This is a genomic window from Bacillus sp. N1(2025) (assembly GCF_053470005.1).
On the sequence record NZ_JBLTJB010000003.1, the window covers coordinates 401627 to 425191 of the forward strand.

The 23565-nt window shown below is 47.1% G+C and carries 22 protein-coding genes; 16 read left to right on the plus strand and 6 right to left on the minus strand.

Going from position 1 to position 23565, the window contains the following annotated elements; genetic code table 11:
* Positions 1–12: 12 nt before the first annotated feature.
* Positions 13–1185, plus strand: coding sequence for an iron-containing alcohol dehydrogenase (locus ACNFN4_RS09805; RefSeq protein WP_003152109.1), 1173 nt, complete (start codon positions 13–15; stop codon positions 1183–1185).
* Positions 1186–1400: 215 nt separating this feature from the next.
* Here the strand turns inward: ACNFN4_RS09805 and ycaC are convergent, their stop codons facing one another.
* On the minus strand, positions 1401–2045 hold the full coding sequence (ycaC, locus tag ACNFN4_RS09810; protein WP_014418745.1) for an isochorismate family cysteine hydrolase YcaC: 645 nt from the start codon (positions 2043–2045) through the stop codon (positions 1401–1403).
* A gap of 124 nt (positions 2046–2169) precedes the next feature.
* Positions 2170–2736 (minus strand): NADPH-dependent FMN reductase, encoded by a 567-nt coding sequence (locus tag ACNFN4_RS09815; protein ID WP_007613381.1) that lies wholly within the window; start codon positions 2734–2736, stop codon positions 2170–2172.
* 397 nt (positions 2737–3133) lie between these two features.
* Between ACNFN4_RS09815 and ACNFN4_RS09820 the strand changes: the two genes are divergently transcribed.
* The 3 genes from ACNFN4_RS09820 (at position 3134) to ACNFN4_RS09830 (ending at position 5332) form a co-directional block, all read left to right on the plus strand.
* Positions 3134–4486, plus strand: coding sequence for a glucose-6-phosphate isomerase (locus ACNFN4_RS09820; RefSeq protein ID WP_007408647.1), 1353 nt, complete (start codon positions 3134–3136; stop codon positions 4484–4486).
* 65 nt (positions 4487–4551) lie between these two features.
* Positions 4552–4905, plus strand: coding sequence for a hypothetical protein (locus tag ACNFN4_RS09825; RefSeq protein ID WP_029973785.1), 354 nt, complete (start codon positions 4552–4554; stop codon positions 4903–4905).
* A gap of 22 nt (positions 4906–4927) precedes the next feature.
* Entirely contained in the window at positions 4928–5332 is a 405-nt protein-coding gene (locus ACNFN4_RS09830; RefSeq protein WP_029973784.1) for a YugN-like family protein, read from the plus strand.
* Here ACNFN4_RS09830 and ACNFN4_RS09835 read toward each other — a convergent pair.
* Positions 5329–6315, minus strand: a complete 987-nt coding sequence (locus ACNFN4_RS09835; protein WP_021495353.1) for a potassium channel family protein — start codon at positions 6313–6315, stop codon at positions 5329–5331. The two genes, ACNFN4_RS09830 and ACNFN4_RS09835, sit on opposite strands and share 4 nt — an antisense overlap.
* The gene (locus ACNFN4_RS09840) at positions 6312–6566 is read right to left on the minus strand and encodes a protein mistic (protein WP_448200142.1); all 255 of its coding nucleotides are present in this window, start codon (positions 6564–6566) and stop codon (positions 6312–6314) included. The genes ACNFN4_RS09835 and ACNFN4_RS09840 overlap by 4 nt, the downstream gene beginning before the upstream one ends.
* Before the next feature lie 132 nt (positions 6567–6698).
* Between ACNFN4_RS09840 and ACNFN4_RS09845 the strand changes: the two genes are divergently transcribed.
* From ACNFN4_RS09845 to ACNFN4_RS09875, 7 genes are all read left to right on the plus strand, one after another.
* Positions 6699–6962, plus strand: coding sequence for a hypothetical protein (locus ACNFN4_RS09845; protein ID WP_022553696.1), 264 nt, complete (start codon positions 6699–6701; stop codon positions 6960–6962).
* Between the two features lie 46 nt (positions 6963–7008).
* Positions 7009–7686, plus strand: coding sequence for a zinc metallopeptidase (locus ACNFN4_RS09850; protein ID WP_003152125.1), 678 nt, complete (start codon positions 7009–7011; stop codon positions 7684–7686).
* Between the two features lie 42 nt (positions 7687–7728).
* The gene (locus tag ACNFN4_RS09855; protein WP_064115936.1) at positions 7729–9018 is read left to right on the plus strand and encodes a hemolysin family protein; all 1290 of its coding nucleotides are present in this window, start codon (positions 7729–7731) and stop codon (positions 9016–9018) included.
* 90 nt (positions 9019–9108) lie between these two features.
* The gene (locus tag ACNFN4_RS09860; RefSeq protein ID WP_448200143.1) at positions 9109–10767 is read left to right on the plus strand and encodes a glycoside hydrolase family 13 protein; all 1659 of its coding nucleotides are present in this window, start codon (positions 9109–9111) and stop codon (positions 10765–10767) included.
* A gap of 121 nt (positions 10768–10888) precedes the next feature.
* The gene (locus tag ACNFN4_RS09865; protein WP_017419405.1) at positions 10889–11311 is read left to right on the plus strand and encodes a secondary thiamine-phosphate synthase enzyme YjbQ; all 423 of its coding nucleotides are present in this window, start codon (positions 10889–10891) and stop codon (positions 11309–11311) included.
* Positions 11304–12335, plus strand: coding sequence for a nitronate monooxygenase (locus ACNFN4_RS09870; RefSeq protein WP_129093763.1), 1032 nt, complete (start codon positions 11304–11306; stop codon positions 12333–12335). Before ACNFN4_RS09865 ends, ACNFN4_RS09870 begins: the two co-directional genes overlap by 8 nt.
* A gap of 25 nt (positions 12336–12360) precedes the next feature.
* A complete protein-coding gene (locus ACNFN4_RS09875) occupies positions 12361–12612 on the plus strand; it encodes a hypothetical protein (protein WP_014418736.1) in 252 nt (83 codons plus the stop codon).
* Between the two features lie 17 nt (positions 12613–12629).
* Here the strand turns inward: ACNFN4_RS09875 and ACNFN4_RS09880 are convergent, their stop codons facing one another.
* Positions 12630–13367: a protein-glutamine gamma-glutamyltransferase gene (locus tag ACNFN4_RS09880; RefSeq protein ID WP_191389154.1), complete on the minus strand. Its 738-nt coding sequence runs from the start codon at positions 13365–13367 to the stop codon at positions 12630–12632.
* 142 nt (positions 13368–13509) lie between these two features.
* Between ACNFN4_RS09880 and tlpB (ACNFN4_RS09885) the strand changes: the two genes are divergently transcribed.
* From tlpB (ACNFN4_RS09885) to ACNFN4_RS09905, 5 genes are all read left to right on the plus strand, one after another.
* Positions 13510–15495, plus strand: coding sequence for a methyl-accepting chemotaxis protein TlpB (tlpB, locus tag ACNFN4_RS09885; protein ID WP_025650348.1), 1986 nt, complete (start codon positions 13510–13512; stop codon positions 15493–15495).
* A gap of 184 nt (positions 15496–15679) precedes the next feature.
* On the plus strand, positions 15680–17668 hold the full coding sequence (tlpB, locus tag ACNFN4_RS09890) for a methyl-accepting chemotaxis protein TlpB (protein WP_014418733.1): 1989 nt from the start codon (positions 15680–15682) through the stop codon (positions 17666–17668).
* 127 nt (positions 17669–17795) lie between these two features.
* Entirely contained in the window at positions 17796–19781 is a 1986-nt protein-coding gene (gene tlpB, locus ACNFN4_RS09895) for a methyl-accepting chemotaxis protein TlpB (RefSeq protein ID WP_014418732.1), read from the plus strand.
* Between the two features lie 115 nt (positions 19782–19896).
* Positions 19897–21903, plus strand: coding sequence for a methyl-accepting chemotaxis protein TlpB (gene tlpB / locus ACNFN4_RS09900; protein ID WP_025650347.1), 2007 nt, complete (start codon positions 19897–19899; stop codon positions 21901–21903).
* 65 nt (positions 21904–21968) lie between these two features.
* A complete protein-coding gene (locus ACNFN4_RS09905) occupies positions 21969–22493 on the plus strand; it encodes a type 1 glutamine amidotransferase domain-containing protein (RefSeq protein WP_014418730.1) in 525 nt (174 codons plus the stop codon).
* A 31-nt stretch (positions 22494–22524) separates the two neighbouring features.
* Here the strand turns inward: ACNFN4_RS09905 and ACNFN4_RS09910 are convergent, their stop codons facing one another.
* A complete protein-coding gene (locus tag ACNFN4_RS09910; protein ID WP_015240454.1) occupies positions 22525–23511 on the minus strand; it encodes a Gfo/Idh/MocA family protein in 987 nt (328 codons plus the stop codon).
* Positions 23512–23565 lie beyond the last annotated feature (54 nt).

Below are 23565 nucleotides of genomic sequence, written 5' to 3' on the forward strand. Positions count from 1 at the left end.
AGGTCATGATAAATGGAGAACTTTACTTACTACAATCCGACGAAACTGATTTTCGGAAAAGGTCAAATCGACCAATTGAAAAAAGAGCTGAAGCAATACGGGAAAAACGTGCTGCTTGTTTACGGAGGCGGCAGCATTAAGCGAAACGGCCTGTATGACCAAGTAACAGGCATCTTAAAAGAAGAAGGCGCAACCGTTCATGAGCTTGCGGGCGTTGAACCGAACCCGCGTCTGGAAACGGTAAATAAAGGAATTGAGCTGTGCAGACAGCATGAGATTGATTTCCTTCTCGCAGTCGGCGGCGGAAGTGTCATCGACTGTACAAAAGCGATTGCGGCCGGTGCGAAATATGACGGCGACGCATGGGACATTTACAGCAAAAAAGTAACGGCGCAGGACGCACTCCCGTTCGGCACGGTGCTGACGCTTGCGGCGACAGGCTCTGAAATGAACCCCGATTCCGTTATCACAAATTGGGAAACAAACGAAAAATTCGTATGGGGCAGCAATGTCACTCATCCGCGTTTCTCCATTTTAGATCCTGAGAATACTTTCAGCGTTCCGGAAAACCAAACCGTATACGGCATGGTGGATATGATGAGCCACGTATTTGAACAATACTTCCACAATGTTGAAAACACGCCGCTTCAGGACAGAATGTGTTTTGCGGTCCTTCAGACGGTAATTGAAACAGCGCCGAAACTTTTGGAAGACCTTGAGAACTATAAGCACCGTGAAACGATTTTATACGCGGGTACGATCGCATTAAACGGCACGCTGCAAATGGGCTATTTCGGCGATTGGGCTTCCCATACGATGGAGCACGCCGTCTCAGCGGTGTATGACATCCCTCACGCGGGAGGACTTGCGATTCTGTTCCCGAACTGGATGAGATACACGCTGGATACAAATGTAGACCGTTTTAAAAACCTGATGCTCAACATGTTTGACATTGATACTGAAGGCAAAACGGATAAAGAAATTGCGCTTGAAGGGATCGATAAATTGTCCGCGTTCTGGACAAGCCTCGGTGCACCGTCCCGCCTTGCGGATTATGACATCGGTGAAGACAAGCTTGAGCTGATCGCAGACATCGCCGCAAAAGAAATGGAATACGGCGGATTCGGCAATTTCCAAAAACTGAACAAAGATGACGTACTTGCCATCTTAAAGGCGTCTCTGTAAGATACATTCCCCGCTGGAGTGAAGATGAAATAGATTTTCAAGCTGCAGATGCAATCACATGCTGCGGATTTGACTCCCTGTTTCTGTACATTTAGCAGAAAAGGATTAATTAACTTTGCGATTGCCGATCATCTATTTACACAAAATCTAAATCATGAAGAGCCTTGCTATACTTCGAATTTAAAAAAGGGGCGCTGATTCAATCAGCGCTCCTTTTATGCATTTTGTGTACTAAGGTCCCGCTGAGCCCCCATATAGCTTCCCATTAAGTTTTGATAACCGGGAAGATGACTGGAGATTAATGCGCCAAAACCTTCAACATCGTTGCGCCAATCACGCTGAAGCTCGCATGCTACGCTGAACCAGTTCATCAGCTGTGCGCCGCCATGAGCCATACGGGTTAATGATGCATCTGCTACTTGCTTATTAAACGTCCCCGAAGCATCTGTCACAACAAACACTTCGTAGCCTGCTTTAATGGCAGAAAGCGCAGGAAAAGCAACGCAGACGTCTGTTACCACCCCCGCGATAATCAGCTGTTTTTTGCCAGTCGCTTCAATGGCTTTAACAAAGTCTTCATTGTCCCATGCATTAATTTGTCCGGGACGGGCTATTTTTGGCGCATCAGGAAAGAGATCAACGAGTTCTTGCATGAGCGGTCCGTTGGGTCCGTTTTCAAAGCTGGTTGTTAAAATAACCGGTAAATCAAAGAATTTAGCCGTATCACCGAGAGCCAATACATTGTTTTTAAATTCATCAACGCCATAGTCACGCACGAGACCGGAAATAAGGCCGGTTTGATGGTCAACTAAAAGCACGGCAGCATCATCTTTTGAAAGACGGGAATAAAGATCAGACATTTTATAATCCTCCTTGAATTAAGGCAAGTAAGTTTGTGAATTGAAAACGGTAAATCTATTCATATGCTGTATAGATAGAAAGTTATTTCTGAGGTGACTTTTCGTGAGGGTGATGATCCTTCAATTAATCTGGAACGGGAACCGGAGCATGATCAATCCAATGGATGAACTGTTGTAAATAGCGTTGAAGATAACGTTTTGTTTGTTCATCCGTAAGTATGTTTTGAGCGGAATCAATTTTCTCATGGACTTGCGAAATCAGCATTTTTTGAAATGGCAAAACATTGACTTGCATAGCTTCGAGTACTTCTCTCAATTGCGTTTGACCAAAGGCAGTGCCGAACCCTCCGGGGGTTGCGCCGATTAAGCCAACCGGTTTTCTGTTTAAAACAGAAGAGGTCCGCGGTCTCGATGCCCAGTCCAATGCATTTTTTAATACCCCCGGAATTCCGGAATTGTACTCTGGACTTACAATGATGACGCCGTCAACGTCTTGTATATCAGCTCTAAAGGATGTTACGGAGTCTGGTGCTCCGGCAATTTCTAAATCTTCGTTAAAAAAAGGAAGACTGTCTATTTCAACCCAGCGAAATTGAGCCGCATTATCGAAGTCAATCAATGATTGAGCAATTGCTCGATTATACGAGTTTTTTCGTAAACTTCCGCAAATAAGACCAATGGTTTTAGTCATAAAATCACCTCCCGGTTTAAAATCACTTTCATCTTAACACGATACCCCAAATATAGACACTATTTTTACAAATGGACATTTATTCCTTAATATGACTGCGCGGCAGTCTCTCAAAAGGAGTACTATATAAAAAGAACCGTCCCATCGGGATTGGCGATGGATGTCATCCTGCTCCAAAGTAAAGGTGATACGTTCCTGGATCATCAACATTCGATTCGTTACCCCTCTCACGATTATTACAAATATAACCATATTGAATCCGGAATATTTTATAAAAAATGAACGCATCTTTAGCGCAAATCCCGTATTCATCCGGCCTTCTTCATGACTTGATTTAGCGGGTGAGTTCATATAAAGTGAAAGAGAAAACAATTCACCGTGATGGAGGGACAAGCAAATGACGCATGTACGCTTTGATTACTCAAGAGCGTTACCTTTTTTCAATGAACATGAACTTACATACGCACGTGATTTCGTAAAAACGGCACACCATAATATCCATGAAAAAACAGGCGCCGGAAGCGACTTTTTAGGATGGGTGGACCTCCCTGAAAACTACGATAAAGAAGAATTCGCGCGCATTAAAAAAAGCGCTGAAAAAATCAAATCAGATTCAGACGTGCTTCTCGTCGTGGGTATCGGCGGTTCATACTTAGGCGCCCGCGCGGCGATTGAAGCGCTCAATCATTCTTTCTATAATGTTCTGCCGAAAGACAAGCGCAAAAACCCTCAAGTTATCTTTATCGGCAACAATATCAGCTCAACTTATATGAAAGATGTTATGGATCTTTTGGAAGACGCTGATTTCTCTATCAATGTCATTTCTAAATCAGGCACGACGACGGAACCTGCAATCGCTTTCCGGATTTTCCGCAAACTTCTTGAAGAAAAATACGGAAAAGAAGAAGCGAAAGCGCGGATTTACGCGACGACAGATAAAGAGCGCGGCGCTTTAAAAACGCTTTCTAATGAAGAAGGCTTCGAATCATTCGTTATTCCTGATGATGTCGGCGGACGTTTCTCCGTTCTGACTGCGGTAGGCCTTCTGCCGATTGCGGTAAGCGGGGCTGATATCGATGAAATGATGAAAGGCGCTCTTGATGCAAGCAAAGACTTTTCCAGCTCGGAATTAGAAGAGAACGCGGCTTACCAATACGCCGTCGTCCGCAACGTTCTGTATAATAAAGGAAGAACCATTGAAATGCTCATCAACTATGAGCCTGCGCTGCAATACTTTGCGGAATGGTGGAAGCAGCTCTTCGGCGAAAGTGAAGGAAAAGATGAAAAAGGCATCTATCCTTCTTCCGCTAACTTCTCAACAGACCTTCACTCTCTCGGTCAATACGTGCAGGAAGGCAGACGCGATCTGTTTGAAACTGTATTAAACGTTGAAAAACCGAAGCATGAGCTGACAATTGAAGAAGCGGAAAATGATCTCGACGGCTTAAATTACTTAGCCGGAAAAACGGTCGATTTCGTCAACAAAAAAGCGTTCGAAGGCACGATGCTTGCCCATACAGACGGAAAAGTGCCGAACTTAATTGTCAACATTCCGGAGCTTAATGCATATACATTTGGATATCTCGTCTATTTCTTTGAAAAAGCGGTGGCGATGAGCGGTTATCTGCTCGGAGTCAACCCGTTTGATCAGCCGGGTGTTGAAGCCTATAAGGTGAATATGTTCGCGCTTCTCGGCAAACCGGGCTTTGAAGAGAAAAAAGCAGAGCTTGAAAAACGCCTTGAAAAATAAAAAGAAGGGCTGGCCCTCAGCATGACGGGTCAGCCTTTTTTAAACCGTGAAAGGTGTGTTGATGAATGATACGACTCTTATGTAAGCATGCCGTCATTTCCGTCTGTTCCGCCGCTATTGTCTATTCGGCACTAAAACTGTCTCCTGAATCCCTCTTACAAACCATCCTGTTTTTCGCTTTCCCTCTCGGCTTGTTTACGGACATGGTCCGGCTGAAACTGAAGATTGGCCGGATGCATACGCTGATCACGAAGTGCTGTCTCTATGCCGCCGTTTTCTATATTTCAACGGAAGCCGTTCTCTCCGCAATTGTGACGTATGTTCTGATTGAATGCGCTGTTATCTCTATTCGGCGTCTGTCTGCCGCTCCCGATTCTTCCCGGGCGCCGTATGAAGATGCCGCAGAGCGGGGACGCTAAAGACAAAAAGGAGCATATGCACATGATCAGCATACCATCTTCACTTGAAGGGCAATCGTTTTTACTCCGCGAATTGGAACAGGTGATGAAACCGATCGGTTATACCATCGGAGGCGGCTGGGAGTATGACCGCGGTTTCTTTGATTACAAAATTTCCGATCAGGACGGCTATTTATTTCTCCGTATCCCTGTTGAAGCAAATAAGGGACACCTGGATGAACGGGGGGCCGCCGTTACAATCGGCACACCCTTTTTGCTGAGGCACGTCTATCAGCAGGAAACGGATGATCACGCAGGCGGCGGTGTTTTTGAGTCATTATTCAACCAATTCTCCGAGCCGAAACGGCGGGATGCGGCAATTGACCGCTCATATACAGATATCGGCATCTCGCTTGTGAAAGAGCTGGAAGACGTCCTGCTGCATTAAAGAGCCAAAAACAGATCAGTATCGAGCACCTTGTATGACAGGGGAGGGGTCAGCATCGGCCCCTCTTCTTTTTGTATGCCGATGATCGTGGTATTCCGTTTGAGATAATAGAGCGCACAGTCATGATAGGATGAGCCCTTTAATTCCCCGGGAACGGGAATGATGCGAACCTTTTTCTCCAGCGTCAGATCTGACAGCGTTTGCGGTTTGGCAAGCTGCAGCTTGACCCGGTAATGCTCAAACATCACCCGGCTCGACAGCCGTGATGTGCACAGAATCTTATTAGCTCCTGCACGCTCGGCGTTTTTGACATACCGTTCCGTTAAAATTTCCACGATACAATAAACGGACGGATGCAGCCCTTTGATGGCGAGAAGCGTTAATACCGACAACATATCAGCTTCGGATTCATTTTTCTGCTGATCCGCTGTCAGAATGACGGTATCGGCTTCCGTAATATTCGCCTTATTGAGCGTGCTGTCATCAGCGGCATGTCCGCGGATGAAATGGACGTTTTCAATAAGCGGCCCTTCCCTTAATGAATCATCAATCAGGACGACAGTTTTTGACGGTGCGATGTGCTGCAGTTCTTTCAGCAGCATATGTGATTTCTCATTCCATCCGATAAGAATGACGTGCCCTTTGCCTTTAAAGGCGACCTTCCCTTCGACATAGCGGTGCTGTTTGCTGAATACGGCTGAAGAAAGCGTGGCGAAATAGGCGGTCACAAAACTCGCTCCGCTTAATACGAGCACCATGCCGGCAATCTGCCCGAGCGGCGTCTGGGGAACGTAATCGCCGTAGCCGACCGTGGCCACCGTAATAACCGCCCACCAAACCCCTTCAAACACAGACGTGAATTGCTTCGGTTCAAGCATGTAAATGAGTTGGCCGAACAATAAGATCAAGGCGATAATGATCAGTCCGATCCGAACATATAACGGCCATCTCAGCCAGGAAATAAATAAACGGTTTGATTTCATTCGTCCGGCTCTTCTTTCGACAGAAAGATGGATAAAATCTGCTTAATAACGGTGTTTAGTTTTTCGTCCAGCTGTTCCTGGCCGTATGAGTCACGCGCATGTCTGATTAAATCGGCCGTCTCATCTTCAAACTGAATGAGAGGCTCGTCGTTTTCCGATTCATTATAGAGCTGGATAAAGGCGTCAAGCCCCTCGTTCATTCTGTCTATCGCATTGCTCAGCTGTTCTTTCTCGCCATTTGTCACTTTCATGTCGATCACACCTGTATCTTTTTTTATACAGTATGTCCCAGTTCGTTTGATGTCTTTCAAAAATCGCCGAAAACATATTCACCCTTATTTTTTCATATGATAAAGAAAGCGGACCGAAAAAGGGTGAGTCAAATGACAGTCATTCAAAAACTGCTGGCGGCGCTGGCCGGAGCGCAGCTGCTCGCTTCGGCCGCCGTATTGCTTATTTTCGATTTGAATGGACACAATCATATGTCCGGCGGATTTTCATGGCTTGTTTTTGCAAAAGAGACCGCAGGCACGTTTCCGTTTTACATCGGATTGGCCGGGTGTATCCTCATCATGCTCGGAGGATTGATTCCTGTCAGAAAAAAGAAGCGGATTTCTGTACAGGAAAGCGGACAATCATTAAAATAATATATAAGCAGATCGTACGATATAAGAGAAAAAGGAAGAGGATAATATGCTGTTTATCTTTTTAACAATTGCTGCATTGGGATTGTCGTTTTGGGCACAATTTAAAGTGAAAAGCAATTTTCAGAAATACTCAGACGTAGAAGCTTCCAGTCAGCGGACGGGGGCGGAAACGGCAAGACGGATTCTTGATATTAACGGTTTATATGATGTGCCGGTAGAACCGGTAAGAGGCACTTTAACAGACCATTACGACCCGACGGAGCGGGTGGTGCGTTTATCTGAGCCGGTATATTACGGCCGCTCCATTTCCGCCATTTCCGTCGCTTCCCATGAAGTCGGACATGCTTTGCAGCATCAGGAATCATACGGCGCGCTTGTGCTGAGGCACAAAATTTTTCCGGTCGTCAATTTTGCCTCCGGGGTTGCCCCTCTGCTTTTCTTGGGCGGGATGCTCCTGGGCAGCTTGAACTTAATCGGACTCGGCATTATTTTGTTTTCGGCCGCTGTTTTTTTCCAGCTTGTCACACTGCCTGTAGAGTTTAATGCCAGCGCGAGGGCGAAGCGGATTATCGTGTCGGAAGGATTCATTCGCAACAGTGAAGAACACGGCGTGAATAAAGTGCTGAACGCCGCCGCGCTGACGTATGTGGCTGCGGCGCTCGTTTCATTATTCGAGCTGCTTCGTTTTGTGATGATTTTCTTAAATGGTCGTGATGAGAATTAACACGAAGGAGGTGGCCCCTTACCGTTTGCGGTAGGGGTTTTTTTGCTTATATTAAAACTGATTCTCATTATGCTGTTAATCGGATTAACGGCCATCTTTGTCGCTGCGGAATTTGCGATTGTCAAAATCCGCGGTTCAAAAATTGCGGAGCTGGTTGAAACCGGAGACAGCCGGGCGCTCGCGGCGCACAGGGTGATTTCAAATCTCGATGAATATTTATCAGCGTGCCAGCTCGGCATTACGATTACGGCGCTCGGACTCGGCTGGCTCGGTGAACCGACGATTCAGCGGCTTCTTCATCCTGTTTTCAGCCTGATCGGAATGCCGTCATCTATTACGCACGTCGTCACGTTTATTGCGGCGTTTATCGCCGTCACGTATCTGCACGTCGTCATCGGAGAGCTTGCGCCGAAAACGATATCCATTCAAAAAGCCGAAGCCGTCAGTCTGTGGACGGCGAAACCGCTCATTCTGTTTTATAAAGTGATGTATCCGTTTATTAAGCTGTTAAACGGCTCAGCCGGATTTTTGGTCAAGCTGTTCGGTTTTCATTCGGTGAAAGAACATGAGGTCGTGGTCAGTGAAGAAGAATTGCGGCTGATTTTGTCCGAAAGCTATAAAAAAGGTCAAATCAATCAATCTGAATTCCGTTACGTCAATAAGATATTTGAATTCGATAACCGGGTCGCCAGAGAAATCATGGTGCCGCGCACCGAAATCGCCGCCATCTCGCTTGAACAGTCAGTTGACGAAGCCATACATTTGATCATCAACGAACGGTATACGCGATATCCGGTTATTAAGGAAGATAAAGATCACATTCTCGGCATTATTAACAATAAGGATTTATTTAAAGCGTATTTTCTCGGCCGCTCCATTGAATTAAAAGAAATTATGCGTCCGGTCATCAGAGTCATTGAAAGCATCCCCGTTCAGGAGCTTTTGATCCGCATGCAGAAGGAGCGGATTCATATGGCGATTCTCGTTGACGAATACGGCGGCACGGCGGGACTCGTGACCGTCGAAGACATATTGGAGGAAATCGTCGGGGAAATCCGTGATGAATATGACCAGGATGAAATGCCCCACATCGTCAAAAAAGACGAACACCATTATGTGATGGACGGCAAGGCGCTCATAGAAGAGGTGAATGATCTTCTTGATATCGCCATCGAAAATGAAGACATTGACACGATTGCCGGCTGGCTCTTAACACAAAAAATGGAGCTGAAAAATGGTGATGTGTTTCATGCCGAAGGGTGTGAATTTAAGGTGCTGGAAGCGGAAGACCATCATATCCGCTTCGTTGAAATTAAAAAAACTGATTTCTGAGCCTCCTGCTTTTGCAATGAGGCTTTTTTTTATGGGAAAAATGCTTCTTCGTCCCGCTCCTTCATATGATGTAAAGAAAGGAGTGTCGGTATGAAAACGGATTGGTGGAAAACGGCGGCCGTCTATCAAATTTATCCCCGAAGTTTTATGGATTCGAACGGGGACGGAATCGGCGACATTAACGGCATCAGAGCAAAGCTTCATTACATAAAAGAGTTGGGGGCGGATGTGATCTGGCTTTGTCCCGTTTTTGACTCGCCGGGCGCGGACAACGGCTACGATATTCGGAATTATAAACAAATTGCCGGCGAATTCGGGACGATGGAGGATTTTGACCGGCTCCTTGCGGATGTCCATGCGCTCGGCATGAAGCTGATTATAGACCTCGTCATCAACCATACAAGCGATGAGCACCCTTGGTTTATCGAATCACGCTCAGCGAAAGATTCCGAAAAACGGGACTGGTACATCTGGAGAGACGGAAAAAACGGCAAAGAGCCGAACAATTGGGAAAGCATTTTCGGCGGATCGGCGTGGGAATATGATCAAGAGACGGGCCAGTATTACCTGCACCTGTTTGACAAAAAACAGCCTGATTTAAATTGGGAAAACGAAGCGATGAGGCAGTCCGTTTATGAGATGGTCCGCTGGTGGCTTGATAAAGGCATAGACGGCTTCCGGGTGGATGCCATTTCTCACATTAAGAAAAAAGAAGGGCTCCCTGACATGCCGAATCCGGACGGTCTCCCATACGTCCCGTCTTTCCCGTATCATATGAATGGGGAAGGCATAATGGATCTCTTGAAAGAGCTGAAACGGGAAACATTTTCGCGCTATCCGATCATGACGGTCGGCGAGGCGAACGGAGTGGCGGCTTGGGAGGCGGCTGATTGGGCCGGTGAAGAAAACGGCATCTTCCAAATGATTTTTCAATTTGAACATCTCGGCCTCTGGGATACGGAAGGTGATCAAAGCATCTCCATTCCTGCGCTTAAGCGCGTCTTGTCCGGCTGGCAGAACAGTCTTGAAGGAAAGGGCTGGAACGCGTTGTTTATGGAGAACCACGATCAGCCCCGTTCCGTCTCGGTATGGGGTGACGAACGGTTTTTGACAGAAAGCGCCAAGGCACTCGCCGCGATGTATATGCTGATGAAAGGCACGCCGTTTATTTACCAGGGACAGGAGCTCGGAATGACCAATGTTTCGTTCCCATCCATTGAAGATTATGATGACGCCGCAATGAAATATCTGTATGAAAAAGAGACGTCCCGCGGCGTTCCGCATGAAAAAGTGATGAAGATCATCTGGAAGAAGGGCCGGGATAATTCACGGACACCGATGCAATGGAGCGGTGAGGCGAACGGCGGGTTTTCTGATGCTTCTCCGTGGCTCGGAGTGAATCCGAACCACACATGGCTGAACGCTGCATCACAAATGCAGGATGAAACATCCGTATACCATTTCTACAAACGGCTGCTCGCCCTCAGAAAAGAAAACGGCGTATTGATCAGCGGCACATATGAATTGCTGCTTCCGAATGACCGGCAGATTTATGCCTATCTAAGAAAAAACGGAACAAAAACCGCCCTGATCATCACAAATCTGACCCGAACCCCCGCTTTATACAGACATCCCGGTTATCCGCTTGACTCCGATTCTCTCGTGCTTGCAAACGCGGAGACAGAAGCGCACCGCCATGTGACATCCTTTCTTTTAAAGCCTTATGAGGCCCGCGTATATATATGGTGAAAAACTTCAGTCCCGAGGCTGAAGTTTTTTGTGATCTGCGTTTATCATCGCGATCCGACAGGAAAAGACAAATACAGAAACGAATATGGGAAAGGAAGAGAAAAAGAAAGGAGGCATTCATATGCTGAAAAAATTGCAGATTCAAACAAACAGACGGGATGAAATGATCGACATCACACATGAAGCTGAAGCGTTTCTCCGCAAAACAGGCGTGAAAAACGGTTTGGCGCTCATATACTGTCCCCATACAACCGCCGGCATTACCATAAATGAAAATGCCGATCCGGATGTGAAGAGGGATATGCTCAGAAGGTTTGATGAAATGTATCCGTGGGAGCACGAACTGGACCGGCATATGGAGGGAAATACGGCGGCACATATGAAAGCGAGTACAACCGGCGCCTCCCAGCATGTCATCATAGAAGACGGGCGCCTGATACTCGGAACATGGCAGGGCGTTTATTTTTGCGAATTTGACGGTCCGCGAAACAGAACCTGTTATATCAAAATACAGGCTGAAACGGAGGAAAACACAAATGAGTGAGTGGATGAGTGCATTATCATTAACAAAGCCCGTCATTCAGGCGCCGATGGCCGGCGGGCTGGTCACGCCGCGTCTGGCTTCGGCGGTATCAAATGAAGGGGCGCTCGGAAGCCTCGCTTCAGGATACGTCAGCCCGCAAGCGCTTGAAAAACAGCTTATCGAGATGAAAGAGCTGACGGACCGCCCCTTTCAAGTAAATCTTTTCGTCCCGGAAGAAAGGCAGATGCCTGAGGCGGAACTGGTTGAAAAATGGAAAGCCCGCATCCCGAGGGCAAAAGACGCCAAGCCGTTCTCTGATCTGAAAGAAGAATGGAATGATTTCGAGGAAAAAGCGGAGCTTCTGATCCGTTGCGGAGTCAAAGCGTGTTCATTCACCTTCGGCTTGCCGCCGGAAGAAACGGCGGAAAAGCTGAAGAAAAGCGGATGTTTCCTTTTCGGCACGGCGACAACGCCGGAGGAAGCGAAGGTTTTTGAAGAACGGGGGATGGACGCCGTTATCCTTCAGGGAATAGAAGCCGGCGGGCATCGCGGGTCGTTTCTGCCGGTTAAAGGAGAACCGGCTCTCGGCCTTATGGCGCTGATTCCGCAGGCTAAAGACGCGCTGAATATCCCGGTCATTGCGGCAGGCGGCATTTTTGACCGCCGCGGCGTGCAGGCGGCCCGATGTTTGGGTGCGGACGGCGTTCAAGTAGGAACACCGTTTCTTCTTTGTGAAGAAAGCAGCGCCTCACCGGTATATCAAAAAGCCATTGCCGAATCAAAAGGAGCCGACACGCGGCTGACCACCCTGTTTTCGGGAAAACAGGCGCGGGGAATCGTGAATCAGTTCATGAAAACATATGAGGCTGACGAGGGAAATACGCTGCCTTATCCGCTGCATAATACGCTGACAAAGCCGATGCGCGGGCACGCGGCTCAATCAGGAGACGCGGAGTATATGTCTTTATGGGCCGGCCAGTCCGCCGCGAAACTTGAAGGGCCGACAGACGTGAAAACCGTTTTGGACGGATTGTGCGAATCATAATCCATAAATCGTGAGGTGATGGATGATGAAGATTCTTCAAATGTCCTACAAAAAAAGAGGGACTATTGAGTTTGTCTTTGAAGATTTTCCGCATTCCAAAGTCACCATGGCGCCGATTAAAGGGTATTACTTTGTCCGCGCCATTAAATGGAGCCGACGGGACAGAGCCGTCACCCGTCATGATTTAGAGAAGTTTGAATGGGCTGCAAACCAAGCGCTCGGCACGACGGCTTTTTACCGGAAAAGAAAAGCATTCCGCATCCCATCGTCAAAATGACAGACGATGGGATTGTTTTAATGCATGATCTGATAAAGCGCGGGTGCATCAAGCCTTGTTGCCTGGTTAAGCAGATAAGCCGGCTGCACGGCATTTTTTTTTCTTAAAGAATTCAATCTCTGGATGATTTGTTCAGCCGTCAGAATCCCGAGACCGTGGGCGAAATATTGATCATTCCCCATCACAATGACATTCTCTCCCCGCCACTGAGCCTTTGCAGGATTAAAATCAGGATTTTTAAAATATAAACAATCTCCCCGTAAAAAGTGGCTGCCGGTTTCCGTGTAGATCGGCAGATGCTCATAGTGCCAGTCATACAAAGTGATATCCCGGAAACGCCGGTTAAACCGTTCTTCACCCATTGTCTTTAAGACGGCCAGATAATAAATTACAACAATGGCGGTAGCGCATTCAAATGCGTAAAACGCCCCATTTTCAATAATGTCCCGAATCGCTTTTGAAGCGGGGATTCTGTACTTCAGCTCCAAGGCTCCTTCCGGCGTCACTCTCCAATAAGCCGTATTTCCGTATGTTTTGGTGAAAGTTGCAAATTTCACACCTGATCCGTGCAGTTCTCTTGCGGCTTCCACAATATGGCGGCGCAGCCGCACCTCGAACATCAGTTCAGCAATCGACCCGTAATCGAATTGTACGGGAGAATTGAGCAGTTCATTTATATACGGAACAAGGCTTTCTTCCGTCTGCCAGTTCGCGATGTCCTGAGGCCGAAGCACTTGGCCGGATATGATAATCATCTGCGCGCCCCTTTCTCTTTTTTTATAAGATATGCAGGAAGCTTGGGCAATGAAAATCAAGTCATAAAAAAGGAGGAAATGTTAACAAAATGTGAAGACTGAGCCGATATATAAGGTATCACACTTGAGGGAGCAGCTTAATATGAAAAAATTCATTAATTGGTGCACAAAGGCATCGATTTCACGTAAATTAATCATTTCATTTATCGTGATTTTAATCATACCGATTCTCGTGTTAGAATTCAGTTCATACCATACGGCGAGCAATTCGCTGGATGATCAGATTTCAGGCAACGCGAAAAATAACATCGAATCTTTTAACACAACGATTACAAATGATATCGGCGCAAAAGCAAAGGCGATTGAATTTTTCAGTGAAACGTTAAAAGGATCATCCTTCTCAAAGAAAAACATGTCTGCTCTTGAAGAAAAGTTCGGGCAATACACGTCTATTCATAAAGACGTAGCCCGTATTTACGGAGGAACGGAAGACGGCAGCTACGCACAGGCGCCGAAGGAGAATACTCCGGCCGATTACGATCCGAGAACACGCACTTGGTATAAAGACGCTGTGAAGGCCGGCGGCACGCTCGTTGTCACCGACCCTTACACTGCGGCAAGCGACGGCAGCATGGTCGTCACCGTGGCAAAGCAGATGCAGGACGGAACAGGTGTAGTGGCCATGGATATTACGATTGACCAGCTGCTGAAGCAGATGCAGGGAATCAAAATCGGGCAAAAAGGCTTCGTGTTTATCACGTCCAAAAATAAAACCTATGTCGCGCATAAAGACCACAAACCGGGCGATAAAGTTTCAACCCCGTGGCTGAATGAGGTATACAGCAAAGACAGCGGCATTATTTCATACAAGCTCGATGATCAAAATAAAAAAATGGCGTTTACGACAAATAAACTGACCGGATGGAAAATAGAGGGGAGCATGGAGCTCAACGAAATTAAAGACGCCTCACAACCGGTGCTGACGATGGGGATGATCGTCCTTGCAGCATCCATTATCATCGGGGGAATTTTAATTCTGTTGATTGTCAGATCCATTACGTCACCGCTGAAACGGCTTGTCCGCTCTTCTAAACAAATCAGCGGCGGAGACTTGACCGAAACCATTGATATCCGCTCGAAAGATGAATTGGGCGAACTCGGCGCGAGCTTTAATGAAATGGGAGAATCTCTGCGCGGACTGATCAGCGCGATCCAAAACTCTGTCGACAACGTGGCCGCGTCATCGGAAGAGCTGACCGCTTCAGCTTCGCAGACAAGCAAAGCGACGGAACATATTACAATGGCGATTGAGCAGTTTTCAAATGGAAACGAAGAGCAAAGCGAAAAAGTCGATTCAAGCTCAGCCAAGCTGAATCATATAAATGACGGACTCGCCGCCGTTTCCCGCACATCATCATCCATTACGGAAGCATCTAAACAATCGAAGGAAGCTGCCGGCACCGGGGAAGAATATGTGCAGCAAACAGTCGGGCAGATGAATCTCATCAATCAATCGGTCCAGCAGGCGGAAGCGGTTGTAAAAGGCCTTGAGGCCAAATCAAAAGACATCACTCATATTTTAAGAGTCATCAACGGTATTGCCGATCAGACAAACCTGCTTGCGTTAAATGCAGCCATTGAAGCGGCAAGAGCCGGTGAATACGGGCGGGGCTTCTCAGTGGTAGCCGAAGAAGTGCGCAAGCTGGCCGTCCAATCCGCCGGTTCTGCCAAAGAGATTGAAAAACTCATTCAGGAAATCACGGCTGAGATTAATACATCGCTTCACATGTTCACATCGGTTAATGAAGAAGTTCAATCAGGACTTGCCGTAACGGACCGTACGAAAGAAAGCTTCCAGAATATCTTCGGCATGACAAACGATATCGCCGAGAAGCTTCAATCGATGAACGGCACGGTTGAACAGCTGTCGGACAGCTCCCAGCACGTTTCAGCCGCGGTGACGGATATTGCGGACGTATCTAGGGAAAGCGCAGCAAGCATTCAGGATATTGCCGCATCCGCAGAAGAACAGCTTGCATCAATGGAAGAAATCAGCACATCAGCCGATACTTTGGCGCAAATGGCCGAAGAACTGCGGGAATTAACGAAACAATTTAAAATCAACTAGTAAAAAAGGACGCTTTCCGGATGGAAGGCGTCCTTTTTTATAGTGACAGCCGGATAATTAAATAAAAAGTCTTGCATACAAAGGGAGTACATAGAACTATTTTTCATTTATGACTTCATTTTCAATGTAATAAAAAGGGAGTCGGCCGATATAAACAGTAAATGATTGAAAGAGGTTTACAAAATTGAAAAAAACAGCAAAAAAAATCGCCAGAAAATCAATAGCCAAAAAACTTATCATTTCATTTTTACTGATCTTAATTATTCCGGTAGCAGTATTGGCTGCCGGCGCCTACCGTTCGGCGGCTTCATCCGTTGAAAAGCAAATGATGGAAAGCGCCGAAGGAAATGTGCAAATCTTAAACAATATGATTGATGACCGGATCGGAATGTTTACAAAAAGCTCAGCATATTTCAGCGAATGGGCGACAAGCGCTAAATTTAAAGAAAAAAACCAAACGGAAATGCAAGAAAGGTTCAAACAGTTTATTGAAAGCAATGATAAAGCGTCCGCCGTATTTTCAAGCAGCAAGGAAGGAACGTTTACCCGTTATCCGCATGCCGATATGCCGGCCGATTTCAATCCGCTTGAAAGAAGCTGGTATCAGGAAGCCATGGAGAATAAAGGCCAAACCATCATCACGGACCCTTATGAGTCCATCTCAAACAAAAAGATGGTCGTCACCATGGCCCGCGCGGCGAAAGACGGATCAGGCGTCGTCGCCATTGATATAAAAATCGACGATCTCATCACGATGACAAAAGAAGTGAACATCGGAAAAGAAGGATACGCCTTTATCCTCAGCAAAAATAAAAAAGCCGTTGCCTACAGTGATGAAAAAGCCGGCTCGGCGGTATCGGGAAAATGGGTTGATACATTATACAGCGGGCAAAAAGGCGTCTATGAATATACGCTGAACGGGAAAGCGAAAAAAATGGCGTACGTGACCAATGAAGCGACGGGCTGGAAGATCAGCGGAACCATGTCTGTGGATGAAATCAAAGATGCGGCAAGACCGGTTCTGACTCTGGCCGTTATCATATTGGCGATAGCCATTGCCGCAGGGATGATTTTCATTTATTTTGTCATCCGCTCAATTACCAAACCGTTAAAACATCTCGTAGCTTCAGCAGAAAAAATCAGCAGCGGAGATCTGACGGAAACCATTGATGTCAGCTCTCAAGATGAGCTCGGCGTGCTCGGGAAAAGTTTTAATCATATGACAGATTCACTCCGTTCGCTTATTCAAGGAATTCAGGACTCTGTTGAACATGTCGCTTCTTCCTCAGAGGAGCTGACGGCTTCGGCTGAGCAGACGAGCAAAGCAACGGAACATATCACCCTTGCGATTGAACAGTTTTCTAATGGAACGGAAGACCAAAGTGAGAGTATTGATAAAGCGACCGCCCAAGTGAATGAGATGAAAGACGGGCTCAGCGATCTGGCGGAAGCGGCAGCCGTGGTGACGGAAACTTCAATTGAATCGGCGGAGATATCCGGCGCCGGTGAGCGGCTTGTCAAGAAAACAGCCGGCCAGATGGGCGCCATTGACCAATCCGTAAGCAAAGCGGAGCAAGTCGTACAAGGGCTTGAACTCAAATCGCAGGACATCAACAGCATTTTGCGCGTCATTAACGGCATTGCCGATCAAACGAATCTCCTTGCTTTAAATGCAGCCATTGAAGCGGCAAGAGCGGGAGAATACGGACGCGGTTTTTCAGTCGTTGCCGAAGAAGTGAGAAAGCTTGCCGTCCAATCCGCCGATTCAGCGAAAGAAATCGAATCCTTAATTCATGAAATCGTCAAAGAAATTCATACTTCGCTCGGAATGCTGGAATCCGTCAATCACGAGGTGAAAAGCGGACTTCAGTTAACGGACGAAACGGAAAAAAGCTTCCGGGACATTTCCGTTAAAACAAATCAGATTGCCGGTGAACTGCAAAATATGAATGCAACCGTGGAACAGCTTTCTGCCGGGTCTCAGGAAGTATCAAACGCTTCAGAGGATATCGCGGCCGTCTCCAGACAAAGCGCGGCCGGCATTCAGGACATCGCGGCTTCAGCTGAAGAGCAGCTTGCGTCCATGGAGGAGATCAGTTCCTCCGCCGTCACGCTGGAAAAAATGGCGGAAGAATTACGCGAACTGACAAAGCGTTTTAAGATAAACTCTTAATTGAGTCTAAAAGACTAATTTAACAATAGGTAAAAAGTATGTTTCGTTATATTTCTTCTTTTTGGATGTGTATAATTACCCATAATTGCCGATATGAAGGGTAAACACGCAAGAGGAGATATAGCAGATGAAAAAAATTGTGCAAATCATCAAGCAGAGATCGCTTACAAGAAAACTGCTCATTTCTTTTTTGGCCATTCTCATTCTTCCTATTTCAACGCTGGCTTTTATCGCCTATCAATCGGCGGTAAGCACGCTTGACAGGCAGATGATGGGAAGCGCATTAGATAATGTGCAGCAGATTAACGATATGATCAACACAAGCATCAGCCAAAAGGAAGACGGAACGGCATATTTCAGCGATTGGCTCACAAAGGATCGGTACAAGCCGAAAAACCAATCGCAAATTACCGATAAATTCACAGAGTACATGAAGATCAATAAAGACGTGGAATCCATTTTTACGAGTGACACGGAAGGACATTTCACACGGTATCCGGATCTGCAGATGCCTAAAGGATATAATCCGATTGAAAGAGACTGGTATAAAAAGGCCGTGGAAAATAAGGGGAAAGTTGTTGTAACAGATCCTTACCGCACGGCTTCCACCAATACGATGGTCGTGACGGTCGTTCAGCAGACGAAAGACGGCTCAGGAGTCGTCGCCATCAATATGAAAATCGATGAGCTTCTGAAAACGACAAAGAAAGTGAACATCGGAAAATCCGGCTACGCTTTTATCCTGACGAAAGACAAAAAAGTGGTCGCCCACCCGAACCGCACATCAGGCACAGTATTAAACGGGGAGTGGGCCGAACGGCTGTTCACCAGCAAAAAAGGTGATTTTCAATACAAATACGACGGCCAGGAAAAGAAAATGGTTTATGATACGAACAAGCTGACAGGCTGGAAGATTACCGGAACGATGTATCTGGACGAAATTCATGAAGCGGCCCTGCCGATCCTTCATCTGTCCCTGCTCGTTCTCGTATTAGCGATTGTGATCGGAACCATTGTCATGGTGCTGATTATCCGTTCAATCACAAAACCGCTCAAGCAGCTTGTGACATCATCGAAACAGATCAGTGAAGGCGATTTAACAGAAACGATCGAGATCCAGTCAAAAGATGAATTAGGCGAGCTTGGCAAAAGCTTTAACAATATGGCCGCTTCGCTCAGGTCTCTCATCCATGCCATCCAGGATTCCGTGAATAACGTCGCATCTTCCTCAGAGGAGCTGACGGCTTCAGCGGAGCAGACAAGCAAGGCAACCGAACATATCACACTGGCGATCGAACAATTTTCTAACGGAAATGAAAGCCAAAGTGAAAATATTGAAAGCGCGGCGGAACATATTTACCAAATGAACAGCGGGCTTAAAGATATGGCGAAAGCATCTGCCGTCATTACCGAATCCTCCGCCACATCAGCGGAAGTCGCCAATTCAGGCGGAAAGCTCGTCCACCAGACGGTCGGCCAAATGAACGTCATTGACCGGTCAGTGAAAGAAGCTGAACAAGTGGTGCGCGGACTTGAAACAAAATCAAAAGACATTACAAACATTCTCCGTGTCATTAACGGAATCGCTGATCAGACAAACCTTCTTGCGCTGAACGCGGCAATTGAAGCCGCGCGTGCGGGTGAATACGGCCGGGGCTTCTCAGTCGTCGCCGAAGAGGTCAGAAAACTTGCGGTCCAGTCTGCCGATTCAGCGAAAGAAATCGAAAGCTTAATTATAGAAATCGTCAACGAAATCAATACATCTCTCGGCATGTTCCAATCCGTCAACAAAGAGGTGGAGAGCGGACTGGATATTACGAATCAGACCGAAACGAGCTTCAAACGGATTTCTGAAATGACGAACCAGATCGCCGGAGAAATTCAAAATATGAATGCGACGGTAGAACAGCTGACAGCAGGATCTCAGCAGATTTCAGGAGCTTCTGAGCAAATCGCGTCCATCGCAAAAGAAAGCTCCGCCAGCATTCAGGATATTGCGGCCTCCGCCGAAGAACAGCTGGCTTCAATGGAAGAAATCAGTTCGTCTTCGGAAACGTTATCCCAAATGGCGGAAGAATTACGTGATATGACGAAACGATTTAAAATAGATTAATAGGTCATAGAACACCCAAATGTGCTGTTTGGGTGTTTTTTTTAGTTTTTTTAATAAATCTTTTGTCCTATCTGACGATATTAGATTTAGCTTTTCAAAGAAGGAGACTGAAAAAATGAAACAACTGATACATTGGATCAAACAGCCATCCATCAGCAAACCGCTGATCGCGGCATTTTTAGCCGTATTGGTGCTTCCGGTCGGCATACTCGCCTACTTCAGCTACCAAACGGCGGGGAGTACATTAGAAAGCGAACTGACCCACAGCGCCCAGGGAAATGTCAGCGAACTGAACAGCGTGCTGGAAAACATGCTCGAAGGCAAGCTCAAAGCGATTGACTACTACAGCGAATCAATCACTAAGGAAAAACTGAACACAAAAAATAAATCGATACTGCTCGACAATATGAAGCAGTATGTCACCGTAAATGACGATGTCGCGTCAATTTACGCCGCGTCTCGCGACAAAGCGTTCGTGAAATATCCGTCCGCTGATATGCCGTCCGATTATAATCCGCTCACGCGCGAGTGGTATACAAAAGCGGTTGAAAAAAGCGGACAGCCGGTGTTTACCGAGCCTTATAAAGACGCTGCAACCGGACAGACGGTCGTTACGATTGCCCAGCAGACAAAAGACGGATCAGGCGTTGTGGCGCTTGATATTAATCTGGGCGACCTGCTGAACGCTTCCGAACGCGTCCAGATCGGTCATAAAGGATTTGCCTTCATTACAACGGGAGATAAAAAATACATCGCCCATCCGACTATAAAAGCGGGAACGGAAGGCTCCGGAGAGTGGACGAAAGAAGTGTTTTCCAAATCAAGCGGATCGTTTGAATACATGTTTGAAGGACAGCAGAAGAAAATGGCCTTCACGACAAACAAACTGACGGGCTGGAAAATCGCCGGCACATTTTTTGTCAGTGAGATCCATGACGCAGCCTCGCCTGTCATGAAAATGGCGCTGATCATCCTGGCGGTTTCTCTTATCGTCGGCGGGGTTTTAATCTTTTTTATCATTCGCTCGATTGCAAAACCGCTCAAAAAACTTGTTTCGACATCAGCTAAAATCAGTGACGGCGATTTAACGGAAGTCATTGACATCAAGTCAAAAAATGAATTCGGGCAGCTCAGCCAAAGCTTCAATGAGATGTCGGCATCACTCCGGTCTGTCATCGGCGTCATTCAATCATCCGTCGAACATGTCGCTTCTTCATCCGAAGAGCTGACGGCATCCGCCGGACAGACAAGCAAGGCGACAGAGCATATTACACTGGCGATTGAACAATTCTCAAACGGAAACGAATCACAAAGCGAGAAATTGGAAGAAAGTGCTGATCACCTTTCCCAAATGAATGCGGGCATTGCCGAGACGGCGAATGTATCGGCGGAAATCACTGAATCCGCCATCCAAACCTCTGAAACGGCCGGAAGCGGAGAAGAATTAGTGGCGAAAACGGTAGGCCAGATGAAAACAATTGATCGTTCCGTACAGCAGGCAGAAGCGGTCGTAAAAGGGCTGGAAACGAAGTCGCACGACATTAAGAGCATTCTCAACGTCATTAACGGCATTGCCGATCAAACAAATCTGCTTGCCTTAAACGCTGCCATTGAAGCGGCCAGAGCAGGCGAATACGGGCGGGGCTTCTCCGTCGTTGCGGAAGAAGTGAGAAAGCTTGCCGTACAATCAGCCGGCTCCGCGAAGGAAATCGAAACGCTGATTCAGGAAATCGTCAAAGAAATCGCCACATCGCTTTCCGTATTCCAAGCGGTGAATCAAGATGTGAAGGAAGGCCTCGATATTACGGATCAAACGGCCGAAAGCTTCAAAAAAATCTCAGAAATGACGACTCAGATTTCAGGCGCCTTGCAGCATATGAACGGAACGCTTGAGAAGCTTGCAGCCGGGTCGCAAAATGTGACAAACGCGGTGGAGGACATTACCTCAGTCGCCAAAGAAGGGTCCGCCGGCATTCAAGACATCGCCGCCTCAGCTGAAGAGCAGCTGGCCTCCATGGAAGAAATCAGTTCATCCGCCGAAACGCTTGCGCATATGGCTGAAGAACTGCAGCAGGTCACACGGAAATTTACGATTCAGTCTGAAGACGAAGAACAGCTGTAGCGAGCTGTTTCTTTTCCTCATCTGAAAAAAGCGATACACTAATATAAAAGAAGGGAGTGGCAGTGATGAGATTAGAAGGCAAAAAAGTCATAGCGCTTGTCAGTGACGATTTTGAAGACCTAGAGCTTTGGTATCCCGTCTACCGGCTGAGAGAGGAAGGCGCGATCGTTCATTTAATAGGAGAAGAAGCGGGCCGTTCATACAAAGGAAAATACGGCGTGCCCGCGACGGCGGATTACGATTTTAAGAGCCTGATTATTCAGGAGTATGATGCCGTGCTCGTGCCTGGCGGCTGGGCTCCTGACAAACTGCGAAGATATCCCGAAGTTTTGGAGATCATCCGTACGATGAACGAGCAGAAAAAGCCGATCGGCCAGATCTGCCATGCGGGCTGGGTGCTCATATCTGCCGGAATTCTCGCAGGAAAAAAAGTAACGAGCACGCCCGGCATCAAAGACGACATGACAAATGCAGGGGCACAGTGGCTGGATGAAGCTGTCGTAACTGACGGCCACATTGTATCAAGCCGCCGCCCGCCCGACCTTCCGCAGTATGCAAAAGCGTTTGCTGATCTGTTAGCGTCCAAATAAAAAACATCCGCCCGAATCCGGGCGGATGTTTTTAGTTTTGATCGGCGGGAAAGACAATTCCGATTTGTTTTCTCGCTTCTTCCATAATGCTCGCCGTAATGAAAGAACGTTCAAATGTATTTTCGGAAGACTCCCGCTGTCCGTTTCGAAGAAGATTGATGAATTCAGCCGTTTCGTAGTACATCGACGGTTTCAGATCAGGGACTGAAATGTCTTCCGTCCGTCCGTCACGATAACGGATTTCCGCCCGTTCCGGCCCGTGAATGCTGTCCAGCACGATCGTGCCGTCCTCACCCTGAATTTCCGCCGGGGCAAACGAATTTGAGATTTTCGAATGCATCAGCACCGCTTCAAATCCGTCGTATGACAGAATGACCGTGCCTTCGCCGTCAACGCCGGATGCTAGTTTATGACCGGTCGCAATGACGTTTTTCGGTTTGCCGAACAGGACGACGGCCGGATAAATGCAGTACACGCCGATGTCCATTAACGAACCGTTCGATAATTCAGGCTTAAACGCGTTTAGCACCGTACCGTTTTTATATGCATCATATCGTGATGAATATTGGCAGTAGCTTGCCGTGAATCTCCTGACGGGTCCGATTTTATGTAAGTGGTTTTGAAGCATGCTGAAGTTCGGCAGGAACGTTGTTTTCATGGCTTCCATCAAGAGAACGCCGTTCGTTTTGGCTGCGTGAATCATTTCATCCGTTTCCCTTGCGTTAGACGCAAACGGTTTTTCGCACAGTACGTGCTTGCCGTGTTCCATAAAAAGGACCGCCTGCTCTTTGTGAAATGCATTCGGGCTGGCGAGATACACCGCGTCATAGGCTTTGCTTTCCGCCATTTCTTTCAGGCTGGTGAAATAATGAGCAGCGCCGTGTTTGCCGGCGAATTCCGCCGCACGTTCCTCAGTTCTGGAATAAACCGCCGTTAATTGAAAATCATCAATAGCAGAAGCCGCCTCCAGAAATCGTTCTGTAATCCAATTCGTTCCGACTGTTGCAAATCGAATCATTGCTATCGCTCCTTCTATGTATTGGCTTACATTATAGCTTTTTTTCTAAGAAAC